Origin of the sequence: Haloplanus litoreus (genome assembly GCF_045690335.1) — an archaeon.
In the GTDB taxonomy this organism is placed as follows: Archaea; Halobacteriota; Halobacteria; order Halobacteriales; family Haloferacaceae; genus Haloplanus; species Haloplanus litoreus.
Window position 1 is genome coordinate 1 of record NZ_CP147876.1, and the last position, 22,330, is coordinate 22,330.

General features: G+C 61.8%; 16 protein-coding genes and 7 pseudogenes. 20 read left to right on the forward strand and 3 right to left on the reverse strand.

Annotated elements, in window-relative coordinates; genetic code table 11:
• Positions 1 to 36 precede the first annotated feature (36 nt).
• The 12 genes and pseudogenes from V8686_RS17780 to V8686_RS17835 all read left to right on the forward strand — a co-directional run.
• Positions 37 to 258, forward strand: a pseudogene (locus V8686_RS17780) (hypothetical protein); the annotation flags it as partial.
• 57 nt (positions 259 to 315) lie between these two features.
• A pseudogene (locus tag V8686_RS17785) lies at positions 316 to 497 on the forward strand (exodeoxyribonuclease VII small subunit).
• A gap of 207 nt (positions 498 to 704) precedes the next feature.
• Entirely contained in the window at positions 705 to 983 is a 279-nt protein-coding gene (locus V8686_RS17790; protein ID WP_008580506.1) for a hypothetical protein, read from the forward strand.
• A 6-nt stretch (positions 984 to 989) separates the two neighbouring features.
• Positions 990 to 1,409, forward strand: coding sequence for a hypothetical protein (locus V8686_RS17795; protein ID WP_008580508.1), 420 nt, complete (start codon positions 990 to 992; stop codon positions 1,407 to 1,409).
• Between the two features lie 28 nt (positions 1,410 to 1,437).
• A pseudogene (locus V8686_RS17800) lies at positions 1,438 to 3,170 on the forward strand (hypothetical protein).
• Positions 3,167 to 3,997: a hypothetical protein gene (locus tag V8686_RS17805; RefSeq protein ID WP_340696117.1), complete on the forward strand. Its 831-nt coding sequence runs from the start codon at positions 3,167 to 3,169 to the stop codon at positions 3,995 to 3,997. Before V8686_RS17800 ends, V8686_RS17805 begins: the two are co-directional and overlap by 4 nt.
• A gap of 2 nt (positions 3,998 to 3,999) precedes the next feature.
• Positions 4,000 to 5,061 (forward strand): hypothetical protein, encoded by a 1,062-nt coding sequence (locus tag V8686_RS17810; RefSeq protein ID WP_053772807.1) that lies wholly within the window; start codon positions 4,000 to 4,002, stop codon positions 5,059 to 5,061.
• A 6-nt stretch (positions 5,062 to 5,067) separates the two neighbouring features.
• Entirely contained in the window at positions 5,068 to 6,189 is a 1,122-nt protein-coding gene (locus V8686_RS17815) for a hypothetical protein (protein WP_340696119.1), read from the forward strand.
• Entirely contained in the window at positions 6,173 to 8,407 is a 2,235-nt protein-coding gene (locus V8686_RS17820; RefSeq protein WP_340696120.1) for a VirB4 family type IV secretion system protein, read from the forward strand. Before V8686_RS17815 ends, V8686_RS17820 begins: the two co-directional genes overlap by 17 nt.
• Positions 8,400 to 12,223: pseudogene (locus tag V8686_RS17825) on the forward strand (ATP-binding protein). The gene V8686_RS17820 and the pseudogene V8686_RS17825 overlap by 8 nt, the downstream one beginning before the upstream one ends.
• A pseudogene (locus V8686_RS17830) lies at positions 12,220 to 13,102 on the forward strand (DNA primase). Before V8686_RS17825 ends, V8686_RS17830 begins: the two co-directional pseudogenes overlap by 4 nt.
• Positions 13,099 to 14,622 carry a primase-associated protein gene (locus V8686_RS17835; RefSeq protein WP_340696150.1) on the forward strand — a complete coding sequence of 508 codons (1,524 nt, stop codon included), beginning with the start codon at positions 13,099 to 13,101 and terminating at the stop codon, positions 14,620 to 14,622. The pseudogene V8686_RS17830 and the gene V8686_RS17835 overlap by 4 nt, the downstream one beginning before the upstream one ends.
• A 70-nt stretch (positions 14,623 to 14,692) precedes the next feature.
• On the opposite strand, the gene V8686_RS17840 is transcribed toward V8686_RS17835, so the two are convergent.
• Positions 14,693 to 15,370: a hypothetical protein gene (locus V8686_RS17840; RefSeq protein ID WP_340696151.1), complete on the reverse strand. Its 678-nt coding sequence runs from the start codon at positions 15,368 to 15,370 to the stop codon at positions 14,693 to 14,695.
• A gap of 376 nt (positions 15,371 to 15,746) precedes the next feature.
• Positions 15,747 to 16,388 (reverse strand): hypothetical protein, encoded by a 642-nt coding sequence (locus V8686_RS17845; protein ID WP_340696153.1) that lies wholly within the window; start codon positions 16,386 to 16,388, stop codon positions 15,747 to 15,749.
• A gap of 754 nt (positions 16,389 to 17,142) precedes the next feature.
• Here V8686_RS17845 and V8686_RS17850 point away from each other — a divergent pair.
• From V8686_RS17850 to V8686_RS17875, 6 genes and pseudogenes are all read left to right on the forward strand, one after another.
• Positions 17,143 to 17,582: pseudogene (locus V8686_RS17850) on the forward strand (hypothetical protein).
• A 182-nt stretch (positions 17,583 to 17,764) separates the two neighbouring features.
• A complete protein-coding gene (locus V8686_RS17855) occupies positions 17,765 to 18,310 on the forward strand; it encodes a hypothetical protein (RefSeq protein ID WP_340696126.1) in 546 nt (181 codons plus the stop codon).
• Between the two features lie 74 nt (positions 18,311 to 18,384).
• On the forward strand, positions 18,385 to 18,675 hold the full coding sequence (locus V8686_RS17860; RefSeq protein WP_340696127.1) for a hypothetical protein: 291 nt from the start codon (positions 18,385 to 18,387) through the stop codon (positions 18,673 to 18,675).
• A complete protein-coding gene (locus tag V8686_RS17865; protein WP_340696128.1) occupies positions 18,675 to 19,010 on the forward strand; it encodes a DUF7558 family protein in 336 nt (111 codons plus the stop codon). The genes V8686_RS17860 and V8686_RS17865 overlap by 1 nt, the downstream gene beginning before the upstream one ends.
• A 48-nt stretch (positions 19,011 to 19,058) precedes the next feature.
• Positions 19,059 to 19,655, forward strand: coding sequence for a winged helix-turn-helix domain-containing protein (locus tag V8686_RS17870; protein ID WP_340696154.1), 597 nt, complete (start codon positions 19,059 to 19,061; stop codon positions 19,653 to 19,655).
• Positions 19,652 to 20,160: pseudogene (locus V8686_RS17875) on the forward strand (hypothetical protein). The gene V8686_RS17870 and the pseudogene V8686_RS17875 overlap by 4 nt, the downstream one beginning before the upstream one ends.
• 2 nt (positions 20,161 to 20,162) lie before the next feature.
• Here V8686_RS17875 and V8686_RS17880 read toward each other — a convergent pair.
• A complete protein-coding gene (locus tag V8686_RS17880; RefSeq protein ID WP_340696131.1) occupies positions 20,163 to 20,423 on the reverse strand; it encodes a MarR family transcriptional regulator in 261 nt (86 codons plus the stop codon).
• A 121-nt stretch (positions 20,424 to 20,544) separates the two neighbouring features.
• On the opposite strand from V8686_RS17880, the gene V8686_RS17885 reads away from it, so the two are divergent.
• Together V8686_RS17885 and V8686_RS17890 are read left to right on the forward strand one after the other, a co-directional pair.
• Positions 20,545 to 20,805, forward strand: coding sequence for a HalOD1 output domain-containing protein (locus tag V8686_RS17885; protein WP_340696132.1), 261 nt, complete (start codon positions 20,545 to 20,547; stop codon positions 20,803 to 20,805).
• A 584-nt stretch (positions 20,806 to 21,389) separates the two neighbouring features.
• Positions 21,390 to 22,256 carry a DNA-binding protein gene (locus V8686_RS17890; protein ID WP_340696133.1) on the forward strand — a complete coding sequence of 289 codons (867 nt, stop codon included), beginning with the start codon at positions 21,390 to 21,392 and terminating at the stop codon, positions 22,254 to 22,256.
• Positions 22,257 to 22,330 lie beyond the last annotated feature (74 nt).

Genomic DNA, 22,330 nt, shown 5'->3' on the forward strand with positions numbered 1-22,330 from the left:
ATCGGACACACCGATGACCGACTCATCGCGGATCAGGTGGCGGACGTTGCGACGATCACGCCGACCGCCGCCGGCGAGTATATCGTGAACTCCCGCCAAGAGTTCCTTGCGAGTGAGATCGAGCCGCTGGAGCAACAGCTCGACGGCGCGTACGAGACCTTCCAGCAGGAGCACGAACACGAACAGGAGCTCGCCGAAGCAGTCGATGAAGCGACTGCACCCGAGGCTCTCACCGATTTACTACAAAGTCTCGATCGCTGTGTTGCTGTTGCTGTTGCTGGTCATCACCGGACTTTGGCTGGGGGTGATCTAACCGTGGCAAAAGACTCCGAAATCCACGATCGGCTAAGTCGCGTCGAGGAGATCATTGAGCAGCTCGACGCAGATGAGTGCGACCTCGACGAAGGTACAGCACTTCACGAGGAGGGTCAGGAACTCCTGATCGAGGTTCGAGAGGTCCTCGACGGGGAAACGGCGAAGTTGTGGAGCTCGAGTAAGTGAGCTGATTCTCACTCTTAACCAACAGACTTCTTCCTCCTGCGCCTTCGTTGGTTAAGTCCTTTCCTACGAGGTAAACAAGTGATTTGGTTATAATTTATCCGATAAACTTGCACCACTTGGTAGCCAGAAAGCATTTAGGTATCATCCAACTACCGCGCCAATATGTACCGTGACTCAACCGGTGCATACCCATACCCGCATGTATGATTACGAGGTCAGTCACCATCGAAGACATCGATGACCTGTACCTGATGTGGAACGACCACATCAACGCCTCCGCCCTCTATCGCCGCGCCCTCCGCGAGGAAATGGAAGTCCGCGGTGTTGACCCCGATGAACTCCGCGACCTCCTCGAACGGGCCCGCGAGCAGGGCTACACGCTCGACGAGATCGCAGAAGACACCAACCGATTCGACGACCTACAGTCGCTCGTCGAAGAGCAACAGAACCAGCCACCAGCTGGAGACGCCACAGATGATTGACTCGCTATGTCACAGGACCAGACTCCCTCCGACCCTGAGCCCAGCGTCGAAAACCAGTCACCGCTGACCGGGAAGATCCCTCGGCAGGCAGCGCTCACCGTCGTCCTCCTGAGCCTGTTCGCTGTCCAGCCGGTCGCCGCCCAGAGTAACGCGGTCTGTAGCGCAGACAACCTCCCGAGCATGATTGAGGGGTTCTTCCAGCTGACCACCGCGCTGGGGATCGTCGGCCTCGCCATCGTCTGGCAGGCTGACTCCCTCATCGAGATGTTCACCCTCAATCCCGAGCAGAAGAAGGGCCTCAAGCGCCACAAGCGGTCGGCGATGAAGTCCGCGGTCGTCCTCGTCGTGCTCGGCCCGCTGTACACCGTCGCCGGGTCGATGATGGGCCTCCCGCTGGCGCAGTGCGTCGACCTCGTCCCCTGGTAACTACCCCGCAGTCCCCGTTGCGAGCCCTATGAACCATCGAGAGCTCTCCGTGCTCATGGCCGGCTTGCTCGCGACGAGCCTGGTCACGGGTATCGTCGCCGCTGACCCGCCGCGACCGGGTACGGAGGGGAACGGGCTCACGGAAAACGAGTCGGCAACGCTGTGGTCTCGGGATGCGGACAACTACATCAGCCAAGAGGAGTACCGCCAGCGCTACGGCGAGAACCGCTCCGCTGTCCATCAAGTCGCGAACGGGACAGACATTACGTTCAAACGGCCGCCCGCGACAGCGGCGACGTGGACGCGGAACGACTTTGAGGACCTCGACGCCGGTGGCCCAGATACGTCCGTACATCCACCGCACGCAGACCTCGAGGACGGCGTCTTCATCGAAGATGCTCACGCGACGATCTTCGCGGCCCAGCCCTCTACTCGTGGACACCTCGAGTCCGGTGAAACCCCACTGTACATCGCACCGAATGGGACGATGCGCGGGTTCGTTGATTACCGCGTTCGCGTCCCCAACGGGAGTTCCTCCGGCAACACGACTATCTCGTGGTCGCTCACGGAGCACGAGATCGAAGAAGTCCGGTTGAAGAAGGACGGCGAGACCATCGCCGAGCGTGACGGAGCCCATACGCCTGCCCTCGACTACCAGATCGAGGACGACTGGAGTGCGAATCTCACGCTGGAAGCGGAGATTAGCGTCCGGCTGAAGAAAACCGTCAGGACCGACCTGGGTGACCGGACGGACGTCGACGTTACCTATCGGACGGAATCACGCAACGTCTCCGATTCGATCGCCGTCGAGATCTACGACCTCTCGGCGTACCCCTATTACGCCGAGTATCCGAACGGCGATGCCGGCGTGGCCATCTTCCAGTCGCGGCCGTGGCAGGGGTACACGCTCACGGAGGACGGTGAGGCACGGGTCCGTGGCATCTGGCGGTTCTACACCGCTCGGAACACCAACTGGGACACGCTCGTCCGGTCAAATCGCACGGATAGCGCCACCATCGAGTCAGACGCAATTCCGGTGTACGTCCACGCCTATCCCTCGCGGATCGGGCCGCGTGCCGAGCCGGTCCGAAACGGACCGGAACTCATCGAGACCTGGGGGACTGACCGCCCGTCACCAGTCGGCACCATCGGTGAGAACATCAATATCGACATCGTCAACCAGTCGTACACGACGACGGCGGCGTCGCCGTTCGAGCCGAGAACGTCGATCGAGAGGCGCTGCACGTTGCGGGCATCGTCCGGGGCGTGAATGCGTCAATCGTCGAGCCGGATGCCGGGTCCGAGCGACAGCTCCGCCGCAGTAATCTCACTGTCGAGGTCATCCAACAGAATCAGTCGCAAGCCACGCTCAGGGTCGAACTGCGGGACAATCAAACTGGTGCGCCGATTGCGCTCGACGATAGCCGTCAGTATCCAATCGGCGGCACCACCCGGAACGGGTACATCACGGTCGCGGATCAGCGCGTCGAGACCAACGCCTCGGGAGTGGCGATCGTGACCATCGACGAACCGGGCATCTACACGGCTCGGTACCATCCGGGCTCGTGGCTCGGTCACGACCCGGCGTACGTGAGTGATACCGCGACGGCCCGGTGGCACCCACTCGGGACGATCGACGGCTGGTTTGCACTGGTGTTCGAGGTCGGCTGGCAGCTCCTGCCCTTCTTCGTGATGTTCTACGCTGGCAAGCGCCTCCTGCGGATGCTCGGCCCAGAAGACATCTTCGGACAAAACCCATGACTCAGGACAATCCCCACCTCAGTAGACGGACCGCCCTCCGAACAGTCGCCGGCGCCGCTCTCGCGAGCGTGGCCGGATGCCTCAACAACGGCGATTCCCCGGGTGGCGGGAACTCAACACCGTCTGATGAAGGAGGAGTCATCCAGGAAATCACTGTAGAGGGGACAGAACTCGTCGTTGAATACTCCTCAGAGGAGGAAGTCGACCAGATCAATCTCGTCCAGCCGAATGGGGAACTGTTCGGTCAGCGAGAAACCGCTGCTGGGTCACAGCAGGTCTCTTTCGAGATCGGGACTTCCTACGAGCCTGGAGAGTATACTGTCGTGGCCCTCAGCGGTGAAGAAACGCTAGCTGAGAGTTCCTCAGTGATTCAGCCGGAAATTGGAATTCAAGAGGTCGGTCTTTACCGGAATAACCCTGAGAAGCCGTGGGACGAAGTCTATGGAGACACCGAGACGGATCGGCTAAAGAACGGGGAAGCGTACGTCACCGTCGAAAACACCGGAAGCGGACCAGAAGCGATTGTTGAGTTAATTTTCTCCGGCGATGTTCCAAACCCTGTCGAAGATCCCCGAGGTAGCGGGATGTATGAAACCGAGCAGGTGGTGATCTCGCCGGGAGAAACTACCGACCTGTTCAGTAGTTCGTTCCCGTTTGGTTCTGAATCTGAGGAGGGAATGGGATGCTCCCCGGACGGTAACAGCGGCCAGTTCACCGTCACAGTCCGAACCCAGGTTGGCGGCGACCAGGTATCGAAATCCTTCGATGTACAGTACTCCGGATCCACGGAGATGAGTGACTGCGAGGTTTCAATCACGGAGGCCTAACGATGGTGGACCTGATAGACGTCGTTCTCGAGGGTTTCAAAGACGTCGTCGATTGGTTCATCGGTCTGTTCATGGACGGGCTTCGGTCGGGGTATCAGACGCTGACCGAAGAGATGTTTGGCACTCCGACTCCCCAGACTGACGGGACGTTCATTTTCGGAGAACCAAGTAACGCCCCTTGGCCAGCAATCCAAGAAGGGCTCATCGGCGGCGAGATCATGTTGATTTCTCTGCTGCTACTTGTGATGAGCGTTCAGGGACGACACACCATCCGCATCTTCAATATCGGGAGTGCGTACGAGGCTCGGAAGACCAAGAAGACTGCCTGGGTCGGAGCCTTTCTGATTATTACCTGGTACTGGATTGGAGCGCTCGCGCTCTACCTTGTTGATGGGTTCACGATTGCCCTGATGCCGGAGCTGTCCTCGCTGGGCTCTGCTATGTTGCAGTTCATAACGGGGTCGATTACCAACCCCGGTCTTGGTCTCCTCTTTGCTCTTATCGGAGGAATTTCGATGTGGGCACTGGAGGCGCTGTTCTACATACGGCAGATTCTCCTCTACGTCTACCTGTACGGGATGCCCATAGCGTTCGCCGTTGCGTACGGCAATATCCCTGTCCTCTCTGATGTCGCGATGGGGTTCAGCAAACGGTTCGTCCCATTGGCCATCCTACCCCTGCCTGCGGCGATAGTCCTCAAAGGATACGACCTACTCTACTCTGGAGGGACGTTGACGCCGGGAACAGCGTTCCTCAAGTACCTCGTCGCGTCTTCACTTCCTCTCGTCGCGCTCTATGTCACGTGGAAGACGTTCAAATACGCGACCCCACTCACGGCGAAGGTTCTCGGTGGTGCGACGAAAGGAGCGGCCCTCATCGGCGGTGTCGCCGCTGGAGCCTACATCGGCGGCGCCGGCGTCGCGACGACCGCGGCCCGATGGGGACCGAAGGCCGCAGCGGGACACGCTGTGGCGCAGAAAGCTGCAGCCCGTGGCGCGAACAGCGACGAAGACGGCGGGACGCCGTCCTACCGGCGGACCGAGAACGACCCTGGAGGTTACTAACAATCCATGTCCATCGACGAAGACGCAGCCGCACGGCGCATCATGGACCAGTTCGGTGAGGAGAGTCGCATCCCCTACCTCAACATCGAGGAAGGCGACGTCGGCGTCCTGATCGCCTTCCCGATCGTCGGCCTGTTCATCGCCGGCCTCACCGGCATCGAATCACTCGCCCTGCCGTTCGTCGCAGGTGGCTTCGGGTTCGGCGTCGCGATCGTCTACGTCTCGCCCGACCACCTCAACGCGTGGACGTGGACGAAAGACGTCTATCGCTACGTCAAGCGCCCCCAGATCACGTTCAGCGCCCCGGAGGAGGCCGACAGTAGTACCAACGAGACAGAGCGCAACGAGGGCGGGCTCGCGAACTACACGCCGTTCAAGCCCGACGAGCGGACGCAGGACCTCACGAACATCGAACGGGCGTGGCCGGGCGCTGGCGCGATCCAGCGCGCGGACGGCACGATGGAGGCGTTCATCGAGATCGACCCCGGCAACATGGACTTCGCGATGTCCGACGACTGGGCACAGCTCCAGGACGCCGGCGAGGAGTTCGCCAACAAGGAACTGGACTCGAAGCTCAAACTCCACGCCACGACCCGCTCGTTCCCAGTCGAACAGATCACGGAGAACATCGAAGACCGCCTGAACGACGAGGACGTCAAAGAGAACCCCATCTTCCGGGAACTCCTCGAGGAGTATCGGGAGACGCGGCCGAAAGAGATGCGCGAACGGGGCATCCAGCAGATGCGGTACTACATCGGCGTCCAAGTCACCCCGCTGGAGGTCTATGACCGCTTCCGTGACGAGGGGACGCCGGCCGAGAAGCTGACGCAGTTCCCCGTCATCGGGTTCCTGTTCAACCCGTTCGTGACCCGCCGCGAGGACCTCACCGACGTCGAGCGCCGCGCACAGATGTTCGAGAAGCTGGACAGCCGAGTCAACGACGTGCGGTCGGAGTTCATCCAGCAGGCCTCAGGGTGGTCTGCTCGGCGGCTCAGCACGGTCGAACTCTTCGTGTTGAATATGGACTTCTGGAACGGCCGCGAACACGACTACGACGACGCGGAGCGCGTCGTTCGCGAACAACCCATCATCGGCCACTCGCGCCGGGAGGATGCCCACGATGCGTAACCTCGTCCTCCAGACGGGCAGCGGAGCCGTCAGCCAGCTCACAGAGTGGCTCACGAATCCGACCTCAGCTGAAGGGGCGGCCCTCTACATCCTGCTCGCGGTACTGGTCGGTATCGGCGGGAAACTCCTCTGGGACTGGTACACCGAAGACGACGAGGAAGAGGTCGAGTTCTCGGATCTGCTCGACGAGGAGACCATCGAACAGGGCGCGGCCGAACGCCAACTCCTCGACGACATCGCTGAGTCACACAAGACGGTGACGGCGCCGGCGGCGATCGAGTGGGAGACGCGCGCGGCACGGGTCGGCGAGCAGTGGACGACGACGCTATACATCGCTGACTATCCGGACTACCCCAACGACGGCTACCTCTCCGAGCTCTTCGAGATGACGGACGTGCAGTTCGACCTGACGGCCCACATCACGCCGAAGAACCAGGAGCGGGCGCGGAACGAACTGCAGGATATCGCTGACGACCTTCAGGTGGACGCTGACCTCGAACAGAGCGTGCGGAGTGCCTACCTTCAGGAACGCGCCAACGAGGCCGCAGCGACGTACAAGGCCGTCGAGAACGGCGCGAACGTCTTCGACCAGGGGATGTTCATCACGGTCAGGGCCGACGAGAAGGAGGACCTCCGCGACGCCGTCCAGAAGGTCAAAAGCGCACTCCGCGACGATCCGGCGAACCTCACGCCGAAGACGGCGATCTGTCGCCAGGATCTCGCCCTTCAGTCCGCCGCACCCATCGGCGACAACGAGTTCGGGCGGACGTCGATTGCGCTCGGCGGCGCCATCGGCGCGTTACTGTCTTCGCCGCACAACGCGACGATCCTCGAGGAAGGCGGCGTCGAGTTCGGGATTCACAAGGACAACCAGAGTCCGGTGGTCATCGACCCGTTCGCCCGGGACAACGGCTACGCGATGTTCACCGTCGGCGACACCGGCTCGGGGAAGTCGTTCAGTTCGAAGCAGAACTTTATCCGCTCCATCGAGCAGAGCAAGGACCGAATCGGCATCATCCTCGAGCCGTTGAACAACTGGGCGGGGGTCGCCGAAGCGCTTGACGCCAAACGCATCACGGTCGGCGGGACGCTCGGCTTGAACCCCTTGGAGATTCGGGAGACACCCGAGCACGTCCAGCGAGCGATGGGCGAGGACGCCAGCCCGTTCAACGAGAAGCTCGACGACGCGATGAGCTTCCTGACGAACTTCTTCGCGCTTCGGGGCATCTCGCTGGGCGACCGCCGGACCACGCTCGAACTCGGGCTCAAGCGGGCGTACAAACGCAACGGGATCACCGACGACATCTCGACGCACGACAATCCGAGCCCGACGATTCAGGATATGATGGACGTCTTCGAGGACATGGTTGACGACCCCGAGGAATTCGTCGTCCGGTCCGACGAGGAGGCGGGGAAGATCAAGGAGGACGCGACGTGGCTCCTCGACCAGCTCCGCCCCTTCGAGGACGACGGTCGGCACGCCAATCTCGGCCAAGAGTCCGACTTCGACATTCGCGACGAGAAAGTCATCTACCTCGACCTCGCCCAGCAGGAGGGCAGCGTCGATAGCAGCACGGCGCTGACGATGCAGCTACTCATCTCGCTGGTGTACGAGCGGGCGAAAGTCTCGGAGAAGGAGGTCGTGTTCTACATCGACGAGGCGCGGTACATCATGCAGGACGCCGCGAGCCTGGCGTTTCTTGAAACGGTGTTCCGTCACCACCGCCACCACGACCTCTCGATCCGGCTGGTCACGCAGACGGTCGACGAGTTCTTCGAGCACGCCGAGAGCGAGGCCATTCTGGACCAGTGTGCGGTCAAGCAGTTCCACCGCCTCGACGGGATGGACGAGGAGTGGGCCGACGAGTTCGGCCTGAACTACGCACAGATGCGGTTCGTCCAAGATGCCGTGCCGGGCAACGAGGACGCCGGCTTCTCCGAGGCACTCGTGGGCGTCGACGGCGAGTGGCGCGGCATCCAAGTCAAAGCGATGCCCAAGGAGAAGCAGGTCATCGACTTCGACCCGACCTCACAGGTCCGATCCTCACTGCCCGGCGCCGGCGACGAAGCCGTCGATACCGAGATGGAGGAGTTCCAGGAAGAGCTCGAGCATCGAGCAACGAACGGAACGAACGAAACGAGCGAACTGAACGAGGAATCAGACGCCGTCGAAGCTGAGCCAGACGGCGGGTCAACGGAGGAGACCAACGATGGCTGAGTACTTGCGCGTCACGCCGACATCCGAGCGACTTGACCCGGAGAGCATCTCCCGCGTCCTCGACAGTCTCCACAAGCTGACCACGCCCGGCTCGTCGGGCCTCGGGGCGAAGCTGAACCCGCTCCACAGTGAGACACCACCCCGATTCGAGTTCCTCGCGATCAGTGATGGCCCGGACGACCCGGTAGAGTTCTTCTACGGGGCCGATGCGCACCTCGATACGCTCGAGAAGCGCCTCCGTTCCATCTATCCAGCCACGTTCGACATCGAGCGCGTCGACGTCGACGTCTCCGCCCGGCTCATACAGCCGGTCGAGTTTACACCACAGGAATTCGCCGAACACTACGAGGCCGGGCGGCTGCAGTACGAGTTTGGCCCGGCAGAACAGTACGACATCGTCGACGAGGAATCAAGGGACTCCGAGTCAGCCGAAGCAGACCCCGTTGTCGACGGCGGTACGGCAGCCACGAGAGTCCCCGATCATCACGTGACTGTCGGGGACTCAGCCCTTGAGCCAGCACCGCCCGATGCACTTCCAGACGACGAGGAAGAGCAACGGGCCATCGAGAAGCCGACGATGACACCAGCGGGAACGATTCTAGCTCGCCCGGCACAAAACGCTGTCTCGCCGCTCGGTGTCCGGTGGTGTGGCGCCGCGTCGCGGAAGCAGGACTGGATGACCTCGCTGACGCCGTTCACGACAGAGGAAACGAGCGGCGATCTCTCGTCCGTCGACGAGCCCGGCGCGGCGCTGGCGTCGCTGATCGACCATCTGATGGAGGCGAGGGCGCCGACCGCCTTCCAGGTGGTTTTCCAACGGCGTGCCAGCTGGCAGTCCGATGCGGAGGTGCGGAAAGAGGACCTCGTCGACGGCCGGGATACGTTCTTCCAGGAAGTCGTCGGTTCGTTGCTCGAGGTCGAGGAGCAGCGGAGCGACCAGGACGACCGGCAGCTCAGCGAGGCCGTCGAGAAGCGGATCGAGTACATCGACGCGAAGAACGCCAAACGGTCGTTCACGGTCAACACCCGGGCCGTCGGCGTCCCCACCGACGACACCCGCGACGACCTCGATGGCCGAATGGACTCGCTCCTCCCCGTGTTCGACCCGCTTGATGGGCCGTTCTACGAGGTCGAAGGGCAACGCCTCCGGGACAGCGGCTTCCGTGAGAAAACGAAGGAGAAGAAGGCACGGGCCGCTCTCCAGCGCCTCCTCAATCGCGAGTTGACGACGGGACGAGGAAGACCCGCCCCGAGCTGGTCCTCAGCGGGACGGAGCTCGCGAACTTCGTCCTCGTCCCCTCCTCCGAACAGTTGACCGTCGAAGGGACGCGGGGAACGAGGGCCGAACAGCAGAGTCGGAATCCGCTCCCGTGGCCGAATCCGGATCTGATCCAGCAGTTCCAAGACGGGATGGCCATCGGCTACGCGCTCGACGAGAACGGTGAGCCACGGCCGGACCCCATTCGGATCCCGCCGGACCTGTTGCCGACGCATTACGGGCGGTTCGCGTCGACTGGTGGCGGGAAGTCGAAGGCCATCATCAACGACGCGCTCTCGCTCCGCGAGACGACGGGTGGCCCCGTCGTCCTCGTCGACCCGAAGGGCGACGGGATGTGTGAGAACTACCTGCGCTGCCACTACGAACGATTCGGTGGTTTGGACGACGTCTACCACTTCCGCGTCCCGGGGACGATTCCCGCGTTCTCGTTCTTCGACATCCGGCCCGCGCTCGAGGCTGGTCGTAACCGTGAGGACGCGATTCAGGACAAGGTCGACCATTTCCACGACATCCTCCGGATGATTATGGGCCGCGAGCAGTACGGGCAGGCGTTCGTCGCGAACGAGATCCTCAGCTACCTGATCAAGGCGCTGTTCGACGAGGAGTATGGGAGTGACGTGTTCGGGCTGGACGACCTCTTCGCCGCCGCGCTCCGGATGCAGCGCGACCAGACGATTCCCCCGGTCTCGGCGGACAACCAGAACATCGAGGAATCGCTGACGCGCCACTTCGCGAAGGATAACCACCAGTTCCAGGTGTCGATGGACGCCGTCGGGAACCGCCTCGACAAGCTCAAAGAGGACGCGCATCTCCGGCGGATCTTCAGCCACGTCCCTGAGCAGAACGACGCCGGCGAGTACGTCGACAACCGCTTCGACTTCCGCGAGTTCCTCGACGAAGACGCGACCATCATCTTCGACCTCGGCGACCTCCGGCCGGAGGCACAGCGAGCGATCACACTCCTGCTGTTGAGCAACCTCTGGGACGCCGTGCAGGTTCGCCGTCGCGACGGTCAGACCGACTACGAGAAGCTCACGAACCTCATCATCGAGGAGGCGGCGCCGGTCGCGTCGACGAAGCTCGTCTCCGAGCAGCTACTGCCGCAGGGCCGGTCGTTCGGGCTGAGTATGGGACTCGTGATGCAGTTCCCCGAACAGGTGCGGAACCGGAACGAGCGGGCCTACGACGAGGTGCTGAACAACATCAAGACGAAGCTCATCGGCAACATCTCGATCGAGCGCGACCTCGCGGAGTCGCTTGCCCACGAGGACCTCTCTCCGACCGAACTCCGCAACCGAATCAACACGCTGCCGAGCGGCGAGTGGATTGCGCAGCTCCCGAGTCCGTCGTTCGGAGAGACTGGTCCGCCGCCGTTTTCGCTGAAGCCGCTTCCGATTGCAGCGGGGCATCCAGAAAGCGACCAGCCGCTCACAGAACCCCAGGAAGACCATTTCGAGTCCGTGTCCCGGCCACGGATGGTCAAGCGGACACAGGCCCAGTACGGGCTAACAGAACCGACTGAGTCGAGCACTGCTCCGGAAGAGACTGGCTGGGGGAGTTCGGGGGCCGAGACGACGGGCTCGGCTACCGACGGCGACTCAGGAACGGACCCGACGCAATCCGCGTTCATCAGCAAATCGACGACCGAAGATGCGTCGACGTCGACCACGCCGACCGAGACGGACAGCGACCCAGATGCAGACGAGTCAGAGATGAGCTCCCTGTTCGGGCAGGCCACCGAAACGGACGAGGACCCAGCTGGTGACCAAGCAGCGCAGCCGGAGAACGGGGCAACGCCCGTCCAGGAAAGCAGCGTACCCGTCCCCGATGACGAACTCCGACAACGCGGGCTCAGCCGTGACGACGTCCGGTTCCTGAATCGGGTCCTCGACGTGATGAACAGAGAGGACGACGAGTACACGCTACTGGACAGGATGAGCCAGCTTCGGGACGAATACGACGACCTCCATATAGAGCGGCTCACAGAGCAGGATCTCCTGGAAGCGGACTCCGCTGCCGGGCGCAAGTACTACACCGTCCTCCCCGACGGTCGAGACCTCCTGGGGAGAGAATTGAAGGCGGGACCAGGAGCGGGCGATCTCGGCGAGAAAACGCCACACAAGGTTGGCGTCCGACTCCTCGAACTGTGGGTCCACCAGCAGGACGACGTCGTTCGTGTGGAGCCGTACTACGAAAGCGACGACGGCACGGTACTGGACGTGGCCGGCTTCGACGGAGACGGCGATCTCGTCTGGGCCGGCGAAGCAGAGCTCGCGAGTAACAACCGGCACGCCCCGGTCGAGGATTACGACAAACTCAGCGCGGTGGACGCCGACGCAATCTGGGCCTTCAACAATCGCGAGACGGCGCTCGACGTCCTGGATAGCCTTGCCGACGCCGATCGGATCGGAGAGCGGGTCAGCGGGCGGGCGGCACGGTCGTTCGCGACCATCAGAGACGCCGTCGACGAGTTCGATGCTACGGGCCTGACCACCGTTCGGGGCTTCAAAAATCTCGACCAAGAACTCAACCAATGACCTGGCGACAGGCGACCCGCGAGGAGATTTACGCCTACTACGCCGAGGAGTTCCCCGCTATCTGGACGACCTGCCGGAATTCATCACGGCGACCGGTCCGAAACAGTACGCCATCGCCTTCCGAGAGTCCCACCCGGTTCGCAAAGACGAGGTGCCGGCCAAGGACTTCATCCGGCGGGATACGTGGCAGACAGATACGTCGGGGGACCGAACGACGCCCGAGTTCGACGACTTCGAGGACGTCGTTGAGTTCATTCGGCATCCAGCTCGCAACGACCCGCTGGGGCGGAGCGAGTTCGCGCTTACAGATCCGGAGGTGCTGGAGCAACCGGACCCACGGCCCGACGCCGTCTACTACGCGCTGGATCACTGGGAACGACCCTGGGTCCTCCTGGTCGACATCGACGCGAAAGAGATCGCCCGAGACCGAGCGGACGAGATGGTGTCGGCGGACGTCGACAGTCGGGACGACGATGCGCTCCTCGACGCTGCGGGTATCCTCGACGCCGCTCCCGAGGGGTATCCGTACGCCTTCGAAGACGTCGACCGCGCCATCGAGTACGGGTTCGAGGTGCGCGACATCTTTGAGGACGATTTCGACGCCGAGGAGACGATGGTCGTCTACAGCGGGCAGGGGTCCACGTCTACCTGCTGGATACCGACCTGGCGCACCGGTACGACGAGCAGAGTCGCGAGGTGTTGAACGACCTCCTCCTCGAGACGTACGACATCCCGATCGACCCCGTCGTGACGGCCGACCGCCGGCGTGTCGCTCGTCTGCCCTACTCGCTGCACGCCGACGTCTGTAGCATCGTCCAACCTATCGAGAGTCCGGCGTTCGACGTTCGGTCGGCGACACCGGAGGTGATCGACGAATGAGTCCGAGTACGCCCACCGACGACGAGGACATGGCGTATCGAGTTGCGGCACTCCCGCTGGAGTACGGTGAGACCCGCATCAACCAGCTGTTTACACGTGGCTACAACCGATACGTCGTCGACGGCGAGGACAAGCCGGAGGACCTCGTGAACGATGTCGAGCGGTTCGGGACGGCGGCGTTCAAAGAGCAGGTTCGTGCCGACGCCGCTGATGAGCCGTTCGTCGACGAGCCGGGGACGCTTGCCGTGCTCGCGACGTTGAGTGCGATCTGTGTGAAAGAGCACCCGAAGTTTGAGCACGCGTCGCCCCGGAACATCCAGGTGCTCTACGACATCCGAGAGCTGTACGTCAACAATCTCGCCTCCCTCATCCGCTCCCACGGAGATGGGTCGCTCCAGCAGGACATCGCCGACGTACTGTACAGCAAGGAGCCAGGTGAGGATGGCCCGCATCCGGGTCGGGTCTGTACAGGCATCACGGAGATGCCGGAGTTCGGGGAGGGCCTGTACCTCGAAATCCCGATGGCGGCGGCGTCACGCAACTGCCTTGTTCGGGAGGACGAAGCGGCGACGGGGAGTGACGACGATGGAGAGATACTGACACGAGTTAAGGACAACAACCTGTACGTCCCAGTAGGTGATTTCGACAGTAAGTACCGGGACTATGCTGAGCGGGCGTTCAAGAAGCTCCTGCGGGTGCAAGAAGACGGGCTCTCCGATGACCAGCTGACGTGGCTGACCACGAACGAGTCTGCGATTACGGAGCGGATCGATCGCTTCCTTGAGACCGGCCATCACGAGCGAATCTGGCGGAACTGGGACCGTGGGGAACGGACGATTCGCGTCCTCCGGCGGGCCCTGAGTGACGCGCCCGACGACGTGGCGCAAAAGGGTGAGTTCCACACGGCGAAAGAGCTCTATCGAGCTGTTACGGCGTACGATGCCGAGGACGACTGGGAATCCTCTGTAACGGACTGGATCTCGAGTCCGAGCAGTCTCGCGAAGACGCTGGCTGACCACGAGTCTCACTCGGCAGTCACGATCGACCGCGACGGACGCGTCAATACGTACCGAATCGGGCGAGCTGGAACCGGCGTCGAACAGATCGAGGTGCGAGAGATCGAAGACCTCTTCGAACTCCCCTGTATGGCGAATATGGAGGAACGGCTCCACGAGAAGAAGCCGGTGCGGAAGGACCTCTACAACTTCGCGCGGATGGTGATGTGGCTGCCGCAGTACCAAGACAGCAGCCTCGACGAAATCGTCACGGATCTCAAGGACGTCTTCTCTCGGTGGCCGTGGTACGACGAGCAGGAAACCGAGTACCAGGTCCGTTACGAGTTCTCGAACACGATCGACGGCGACACCCCGTTGCCGATGAACTGCGATAACGACGATCTACAGCGCTACTGTATCGGCCAAGACCAATGTCCCTACTCTATCTGGGGCAGCCTCCCGTTCCCGGATGAGATGTACGAGCAGGTCGAGGAGGAATCCGCCGGTCCTGCTGAGCAATTCTGAGTGACCGATTTTCCTCAGTTTTCGAGGAGAGTTGAAGAAGTTTCGTTGCCCTTCCACCATCTACAAAATTTCAATCACTGCTAGCAGCGCTAACACCCACAGGTTCCGAGATCCGTAGTAATCCCGAGACACCGAGTACATCCTCGATGATTTCATACACGACTTCGATATGCTCTCTGTTGGTAAGGTGCGAATCCACAGCAACAAGTGTCGATACCGAATGCTGGCGAGAGATCTCGACTGCATCGACGAGAATCTCACAATCGTGGCCAATATCGAGATCACTTCTGAACCGGCGTAACAATTGATCGTTGCTCTGCTGCGGGAAACACCGGTCAATCAATTCATCCGGAAGCTGCACCTGATACAGTTCTATATCCTGAAGACAGCGACGTAGCGTCGACAGCTGCTCTCGCTTATCCATATCGTACCAGCTCATCTGGATATCGTCCCGAAAGTGACTCCGGTCGTTCGGACTGACGTGGATATCCCGAGCACGCGGCTCGTAGTCGAAAATCTCGTTGTCAGTATCGCGGAGGTAGGCAATTACGTCATCGTAGAGGTTGTACCGGCGTTCACAGAGCGCATCGAACTCGTCGTTGGCCTTTCCACCGATCACGATATAGAACGACTCACCATCAATGAGTCGCTGACAGCCGCGGTCCTCCTCGAGGTCGCCCGGAAGCTGTGAATAGACGTAATTCACCATCACCGATGTATCCAAGTTGAGTCGGGCGGCTTCGCTCATTCAGTACCCTCCAGAACCTCTCTTGCCATCTCGTGCAGATGCGCCATCTGTTCTTCGTCAACTCTCTGGGAGTGATGGCCAGCGCGCGGGTACAAATCCGCATCAGCACATCGCTCACTCAGCCGATTCCGTCGCGATAGAAGGTCTTCGTGGAAGCTCGTAAACCGGTCTGCGTGCTCCTCGATCAAGTGGTGTCGATTCGGACCCTCCGCAGTTTGCGTAGAAATGTACAATGCCGGGTACCGCCAGACATCATAGTAAAAGTACGGCGCGAGATCCTGTAACACAGTTTCTTGCTCGTTCGATATTGACTCGAGAGTCGTGAGTTGCGCAAACACCTGCTCAATAATATCTGTTCCACGAGTGACTAAGTCCACTATCTCGGACAGCTCGTCGATTTCCGCAAGCTCGAGATGGAGGTCAGAAATGAGCAATCGGAACTCTTCCTCGTCCGATTCAGACAGCAACCCCTCTTGTGAGCCTCCGCCGAAATCCGACAGCGAATGGTTCGTTGTTTCCTGTTCAATCGTCTCATCAGGGTTTCGAGGTGCTCCCGAATATCCGTCGACGTGAGATACAGATCGGTGTACTCGTCGGGAGCGCATTCCTGGTAGAAGTCGCGGAGGAAGTCGAATTTCCCGGTATACCAAACTTTCCGCAGGTCATAATCGTCGAAGAAAACCTCGGACCCGAAGTAGTCCCGATACTGTTGCACTTCCTCAGTTTCACCGTGATCGCGTCGAATCCCACCCGTGTTGGTGGTCATCCGTCCCGGGGCATTGTCGGGCTCGCCGGCAACCTTCGTGTATGCACCGGCAAGGTACCAGCTATAGGTGACCGGGAGGTCGAACTCTTTAATTGCGAAGTAGCACAGCTTCTCTTGCTCCATGCGCGTGATGTTTCGACCAGGGTCGTCGAACACGTCCTCTACCGCAAGTTCAATACCGCGTAGAAGCGCGTCTGCATAGGGTTCCTCCTCACTATATGGGTCGTTTGAGCCCGGCGTGGGAGGAGTCATGATTAGAGTGTTCCCGCTATGGTGCGGATAGGTTTTGTGATACTACTTCGGAAGTTCGATACCTGCTGGTGAGAGCTGTTGTTAGTATACTATTCAACAGGGATAGTCAAAGATGGTGGCCTCGGACTGAAAGTGAAGTTCGACAAGCATCTTCAGTCTCTACAGATTTGAGCGGCCCCAATCATGATTTTCGTCGGGGACCGATTCTTCTCCCTATTCATCATGGCTGTTGGAACATATCAGATGAAGGAGGATTAAACAGAGCCAGATCTATCTGAATCCTCGTCGAACTATTTCAGAGGTTAATACGACCAAAATCGAGGGTATCGGGTTTCCAATGATTCGAAGTGACGAGATGGAGGAACTCGAGGGACGCAGAATAGGTGAATCAGCGACCCAAAGGAATCCAGATACGACCGAAATCACGTTCCTTGCCCCGCCGTCGAGCAATTTCTGAAATCACAGCATTATCTCGGGACTCGTCGAGGTACTTTCTACGCTCTCAAATCGGCCCGACGAGGTTCTACTGCAATTTAAGTCCGCTATTTCGGCTTGCATATCGCGGTTTTCGTCCAAAGAAAGAGGCGATATGCAATGTGCGAAGGCCGCCGGCTCTCTCAGGCCGAGGGGCCGTCACAGGGGTAGCGGAACTACGGAAGTATCAGAATTAACGCATAGGTTGACGGGGGCGTTTCGGTGGTGTCTGTCGTCCCCGCGAGGGGTGGCGGGGCGCATCACGTGCCCCCGATAGACGATGGCTTCGGAACAACGCAGGAAGACACGAGCAGCGGATCACGCAGGAACTACCCCCGACGATGAGGCGCCGTGGGCGGACCTCGAGATGGCGGTTCCGACCGACCGGGATCACGCGTCGGTCGTCGCCCTTTGGAGTGTGCCCTCGTCGAACTCACGCACGAGACCGTGGGCGCCGTCTTCATCTCCCGGCAGGTCGGGCGGTCGACGCGGACGCAGTACGTCGCCGCCGACGACGTCGGCGAGCAGTTCCAGAAACGGCACTTCGACGACCGGCTGGGCTGGCACGAGACCACCGTCCCTCGACGAACCGTTCGCGACGAGCTCATCACTCAGCTCACGCAGTCGTCCTCGACGTCGGCGGAGCGATTAGGTGAAGGAGCAACCAGCGAGCCAGACACCTTCGTCGTGAAGCCAGTTCGAGAGCTCCAGACACCGTAGCGGCTAGACTTAACCAACATTCCGAACCGATACCGACACAGTGTTGGTTAACTCTGGGGCTGGATCCACTCCCTCGCCCCCACCCACCGCCCTGTCCCTCGAGTGAGTGTATCCTGGCGGCCGGCCCGCACGAACGGCCGTCGCGACGGGTTTTATCGGCGCACTGTTCGTCGAGTGCGAGTATGGTCGTCGTCGAGGAGGTCACCAAACTGAGCGAGCGCCGCACCCAAACCTCGTCCGAGGCGTTTCCGGACGATGGGCTGGCGTCGATTCGGTCGGCCGTCGAGGCCGTCCCAGCAAGCGTCTTCGACGGGGCGACGAAACACACGGAGGTCGGCGGCTTCGATGCCGCGATCGCCGACAAGCTCTCGCAGTACGAGTACGAAGGGGACGCCGCCGGCGGCTACAACCCGAACTGCAAGCTCTGGTCGCATCAGGGGTTTAACTACAGCGTCGATCTCTACGACGCCGACGCGCGCATCGCCATCGAGGTCGAGAAGAGCGAGCGGAAGAACGTCAGCGACGACCTCCTCAAGTTCCAGAAGGGGTACCGCACCCAGAAGGACGGCCGGCCAAAGATCGAGTTCGGCTCTCTGGTGGTGCCAGTAAACTACCTGGGCCGGCATAACCTCTACCAGCACAGTCTGACCAAGCTCGACTTCATGAAGGGCGTCCTGTTCATCGACGACGTCGCCGTCATCGGCTATCGCGATCCCCGACCGGACTAGACGCTGTCTCTCCTGACTGTTTGTCGGCGCCGGAAGGCGTGCAGCGCGCGACAGTGTGCGCTGCGTGACGCACCATGCCTGGTCCCGATCCGCACGACGACACGAGTGCCGACTACGAACGGTTCGAGAAGGAACAGCTCGCCCAGGACCGCGACGCCGCCGGCGTCGACACGGCGGACGTCGACGACACGACGGCCCAACGCCTGGTCAGCGACCTCGTCGACGCGGACGACGTCACTCTGGTTCCCGAGGACCAAGTTCTGGTTCACAAGCCGAGCGGTACGGCGTTCGACTCGACAACGCAGTTGGCCGTCTTCCACCGTGGCTGGACGGCCGGCCGTGACGCCGACGGGGAGGGCGAGTGATGCAGCAGACCCTCGTCGGCTGCGCTTTTTGCGACGCGCCGCCCGGTACGGAGACTGGCGAGGCCCACACCTGGGGGCAAGACGAGCGGGTCACCCACCCGATCTGCGTGGACTGCGCGATTCAGACGGAGCCGGATCCCGACGAGTGCGATCACGTCGTCTGTGACGGCTGTGGACTGGTCGTCGACACACTTGCGGCACTCACCCGGTTCCGGGTCGAACTGGGGCACCTGGAAGGCCCGTTGCAGCTGTGCGCCCGCTGTAGTCCGGGCGGACTCGCGACGTACTGGACGCGCGACCTCGAGGAGCATCTGGTCGCGACGCCGGCGGAGTGACCCAAACACTCTTTACTGTTTCGCTGTAAACTGTAATCAAGAACACCCGTGTCACGTACCTCAAACCGCGCCGACGGCGACATCGTCCAGGACTTCCTCTCGGTCGCCGATCTCCTCGAGGAGCCACAGCTGGCTCAGCTGTACGCGTACCTCGCCCGGGAGGAGGCGACCGTCCAGGACGTGATGGACGACCTCGAGCTCGCACAGGGAACCGCCTACAGCTACGTCAACCGGCTCGTCGACGCCGGCGTCGTCGACGTCACCGACGACGAGCAGCCGCGCCGGTACGCCGCCCGTGAGATCGACCTGACCGTGACGACGGCCGCCAGTGACCGCGAGTACACGATCACGCCGGCGCTCATCGACGCCGTCGGCCGCCGCGAGACGGACGCCGACATCGACACCTACATCGACCGCCACGGCGTCGCCGGCCTCGCGACGGCGCTCACCTACGCGATTGCTCGGGAGCGTGGGGATGTGACCCACCGGCTGATGGCGGAGGACCTCGACATCTCGCCGCTGGCTGCAGAGATGGTCCTCCAGGCGCTCCGGCCCGTCGTCCACGAGCACTACGACATCGAGGAAGCTGGGGCAGGACTCGACGAGTTGGATATCGACGACGGCGACGCGGCTGACGACGCGTGAGCCGGCTCCACATCGCCGACACCGGCCTATTCGTCGCGATGGGACAACCCTCGAACAGTCGGTACCAAGCTGTTCGCCGATTCGCTCGCCGGAACGACGTCACCTTCGTCCTGCCCGAACGGGTGTACGAGGAGCTGACCGTCGACGACCCCGACGTCGAGGCGCCACCTATCGACGCTGCGATCGACGAGGGCTGGGCGACGATTGCGGCGCCGCTCGAGTTCTCCGAGCCGGTCGTCTCGCGGGTGATGGATGGCTTCCAGCGGTACATCGCGAACGCCGACGACCGACCCGCCGACGAGGTCGAACGCGCCGACGCTGCCCTCGCTGCGCTGCCGCCCAGCATCTCAGCGCGGGGAAGGCGACCGAGGAGTACATCTACACGACCGACATCGCGGCCGGCGAGGGGGCCGAAACCGTACTCGCGAGTGAGGGGTACGGGGACTCGGTGACGTACGTGAACGGGTTCCGGTTCATCGAGGACCTGGTCGCCGGCGACAGCTGACGCTATTCGGGGTCGAGGTCACGAGCGTCGAGGTCGCCGGCGAGATACTGCTCCCCCGTTCGCGTGATATCGTAGACCCCGTTCCCGAGGTGGACGAGGAGGCCGTATTCGACCAGCGTCTTGCAGCGGGCATTGATGTGTTGACGGGAGAAGCGAACCCGGTCACTTTCCGCCATTTCTTTTGGGGTATCGGGGCCGGCTTCAGCAAGATGCTCTAGAATGCGGCCATCGGCACGAGACATCCAGTCGGCGTCAAAGCGCATAATCGCTTCTGGTTGCGCCGACACTATCCCGAACGCGCTAAGTCAAATAGAGGAGCGCATCGCTTCTGTGGTTGACTCCTAACGTTTTAAACGTCTGTCACCCAAAGCCCCGATTGTTCAGATGCATTCCCCTCCAGCGGACAGTTCGGGCGGACCGAATGACCTCGTCGTCGAGATCATCGAGACACTGGAGATATGCGGGCTCGAAGACGACGGTTATCAACTCCACGATTACGTGGACATCGATGCGCTCGAACAGTTGCTTGCCTCATCCGATGGGGACATCGCCGTCCAGTTTACTGTCGAAGGGATTCCACTCGAGGTCTCACCGGACGGTGTCGACGTCATTGTCGAGGATGAGTCCGGGTGCGTCAACGAATAACGACGTTCGTTGCGGAGACGGGGAGTGTTCTCGAAAGCCCTCAGCCGCTCGACGTCCCGCGACCACCGCTGCGCGCCTCGTGCCTGCGGTGCTTGCGGGGTCGGGGGACGGCCGAGGCGGCCTCGCCCTTTCTGAGTCCGCCAGGACTGTAGCTGACGCACCGAGCGAAGTAGATGATTAGATAGGTGTGTACGTAGCGGCCCGCCCCGCTCGCCGCTGCCGCCCTCCGCGTCGCTCGCGACCGACCATTCCGGGCGTGCGGGCGCTCTCCGCACCGCCCGCGCCCGTTCCGGGCTAAAGTGCATGTGCCCTCGGCGCCAGCGGGTAAGCGCGAGGGGTTGCGCGGCGTAGCTGCTCACCCCCCACGCTTACTCCGCTGGCCGCTCGCTCTGGGCGGGTCGGCGCGCGGTGCTGGTTGGGGCCACCTCATGCAGGCGCGCTCTCGCTCGCGCCCGGTAGGGCGCTCGCGAAGGCGCGAGCGAGAGCGCGCAGATGGTTCTGTCGGTCGTTGTCGTCGGAAAACCGCGATGTTGGAGCATCGCGGAGTCGGCGCGTGAGCGCCTTCGGAATCTGGTGTGATTCCAATGTCTAGTAACAACGCTAGCGGAAAGGTCGTTTCGGTCGATGAACAGGCATTCGAGAAAGCGGGCGGTCAGGCGGTCGATGAAGACGGCTTCCCGGTCGTCGACGAGACGCCGGAGTTCGAGGCGGCGGTCGAGCAGGAGACGCAGGCGAAGGTGGATGCGAACCACCCGGACGGGATCGCGGACACGAGCGAGGACCGGATTCACGGTGTCACCCTCGAACAGGAGGAGCGCATTCGGGCGCGGGAAGCCGAACTGGAGCGCATCAGTGCCCAGGCCGAGCTGGGAACGCAGGACGGTCGGGAGCAGCGCACGCGGGAGGTCGTCAGCGAGCAGTGTGGTCGTGACGAGCCGGCGCCGGCGGAGCGCACGGATCCCCGAGAGAAGCTGACGCAAGAGGAACTCGCGGCGGTCAACGAGCAGGCGATGCGGATCAGCGACGAAGTGCAGGGCGGTTGGTCGAGGGCGGTCGTCGCAAAGCAGCTGGCCGAGAAGGTGGAGCGCGGGCGGGACGTCACGAAGGCGGTGCTGGAGACCCTCGAAGAACTGAAAGCGGCGCCGGGGGCGATCGTGCCCATCGCGGACGTGCCGGACGTCCCGGTCGGTGAGGTGACAGTCGAAGGTGAAATAATCGAACTCTGGTCTCCCAGTAGTAGCGCGATTCAACAAGTCGGGCTGATAGCGGATGATAGCGGGAAAATCAAGTTCACCTGCTGGGAGAAATCCGGGCAGACGGTGGTGCGTGAAGGTCAGACAGTGCGGTTCCGGGCAGCAGCCAAGAACTGGTACGAAGGCCGGTGCTCAATCGCGCTGACCGGGTGGTCTCGGATCGAGTTCCCGGAGCGCGGTCGGTGGTGGGAAGAATAGCCAGTCGAGGCAACCCTCTTTTTGCTGTGTGCCGGACCGACCCAGACCCCGCCACCCCACCCTCCGCTCCGTGC

What these genes read in the sequence shown, in the direction of transcription:
- V8686_RS17855 (WP_340696126.1), top strand. Translation starts at nt 17,765, where the DNA reads ATGGTCGTCGTCGAGGAGGTCACCAAACTGAGCGAGCGCCGCACCCAA.
- V8686_RS17865 (WP_340696128.1), top strand. Translation starts at nt 18,675, where the DNA reads ATGCAGCAGACCCTCGTCGGCTGCGCTTTTTGCGACGCGCCGCCCGGT.
- V8686_RS17795 (WP_008580508.1), top strand. Translation starts at nt 990, where the DNA reads ATGTCACAGGACCAGACTCCCTCCGACCCTGAGCCCAGCGTCGAAAAC.
- V8686_RS17805 (WP_340696117.1), top strand. Translation starts at nt 3,167, where the DNA reads ATGACTCAGGACAATCCCCACCTCAGTAGACGGACCGCCCTCCGAACA.
- V8686_RS17835 (WP_340696150.1), top strand. Translation starts at nt 13,099, where the DNA reads ATGAGTCCGAGTACGCCCACCGACGACGAGGACATGGCGTATCGAGTT.
- V8686_RS17815 (WP_340696119.1), top strand. Translation starts at nt 5,068, where the DNA reads ATGTCCATCGACGAAGACGCAGCCGCACGGCGCATCATGGACCAGTTC.
- V8686_RS17810 (WP_053772807.1), top strand. Translation starts at nt 4,000, where the DNA reads ATGGTGGACCTGATAGACGTCGTTCTCGAGGGTTTCAAAGACGTCGTC.
- V8686_RS17790 (WP_008580506.1), top strand. Translation starts at nt 705, where the DNA reads ATGATTACGAGGTCAGTCACCATCGAAGACATCGATGACCTGTACCTG.
- V8686_RS17840 (WP_340696151.1), bottom strand. Translation starts at nt 15,370, where the DNA reads ATGAGCGAAGCCGCCCGACTCAACTTGGATACATCGGTGATGGTGAAT.
- V8686_RS17880 (WP_340696131.1), bottom strand. Translation starts at nt 20,423, where the DNA reads ATGCGCTTTGACGCCGACTGGATGTCTCGTGCCGATGGCCGCATTCTA.
- V8686_RS17890 (WP_340696133.1), top strand. Translation starts at nt 21,390, where the DNA reads ATGTCTAGTAACAACGCTAGCGGAAAGGTCGTTTCGGTCGATGAACAG.
- V8686_RS17885 (WP_340696132.1), top strand. Translation starts at nt 20,545, where the DNA reads ATGCATTCCCCTCCAGCGGACAGTTCGGGCGGACCGAATGACCTCGTC.
- V8686_RS17820 (WP_340696120.1), top strand. Translation starts at nt 6,173, where the DNA reads ATGCCCACGATGCGTAACCTCGTCCTCCAGACGGGCAGCGGAGCCGTC.
- V8686_RS17845 (WP_340696153.1), bottom strand. Translation starts at nt 16,388, where the DNA reads ATGACTCCTCCCACGCCGGGCTCAAACGACCCATATAGTGAGGAGGAA.
- V8686_RS17860 (WP_340696127.1), top strand. Translation starts at nt 18,385, where the DNA reads ATGCCTGGTCCCGATCCGCACGACGACACGAGTGCCGACTACGAACGG.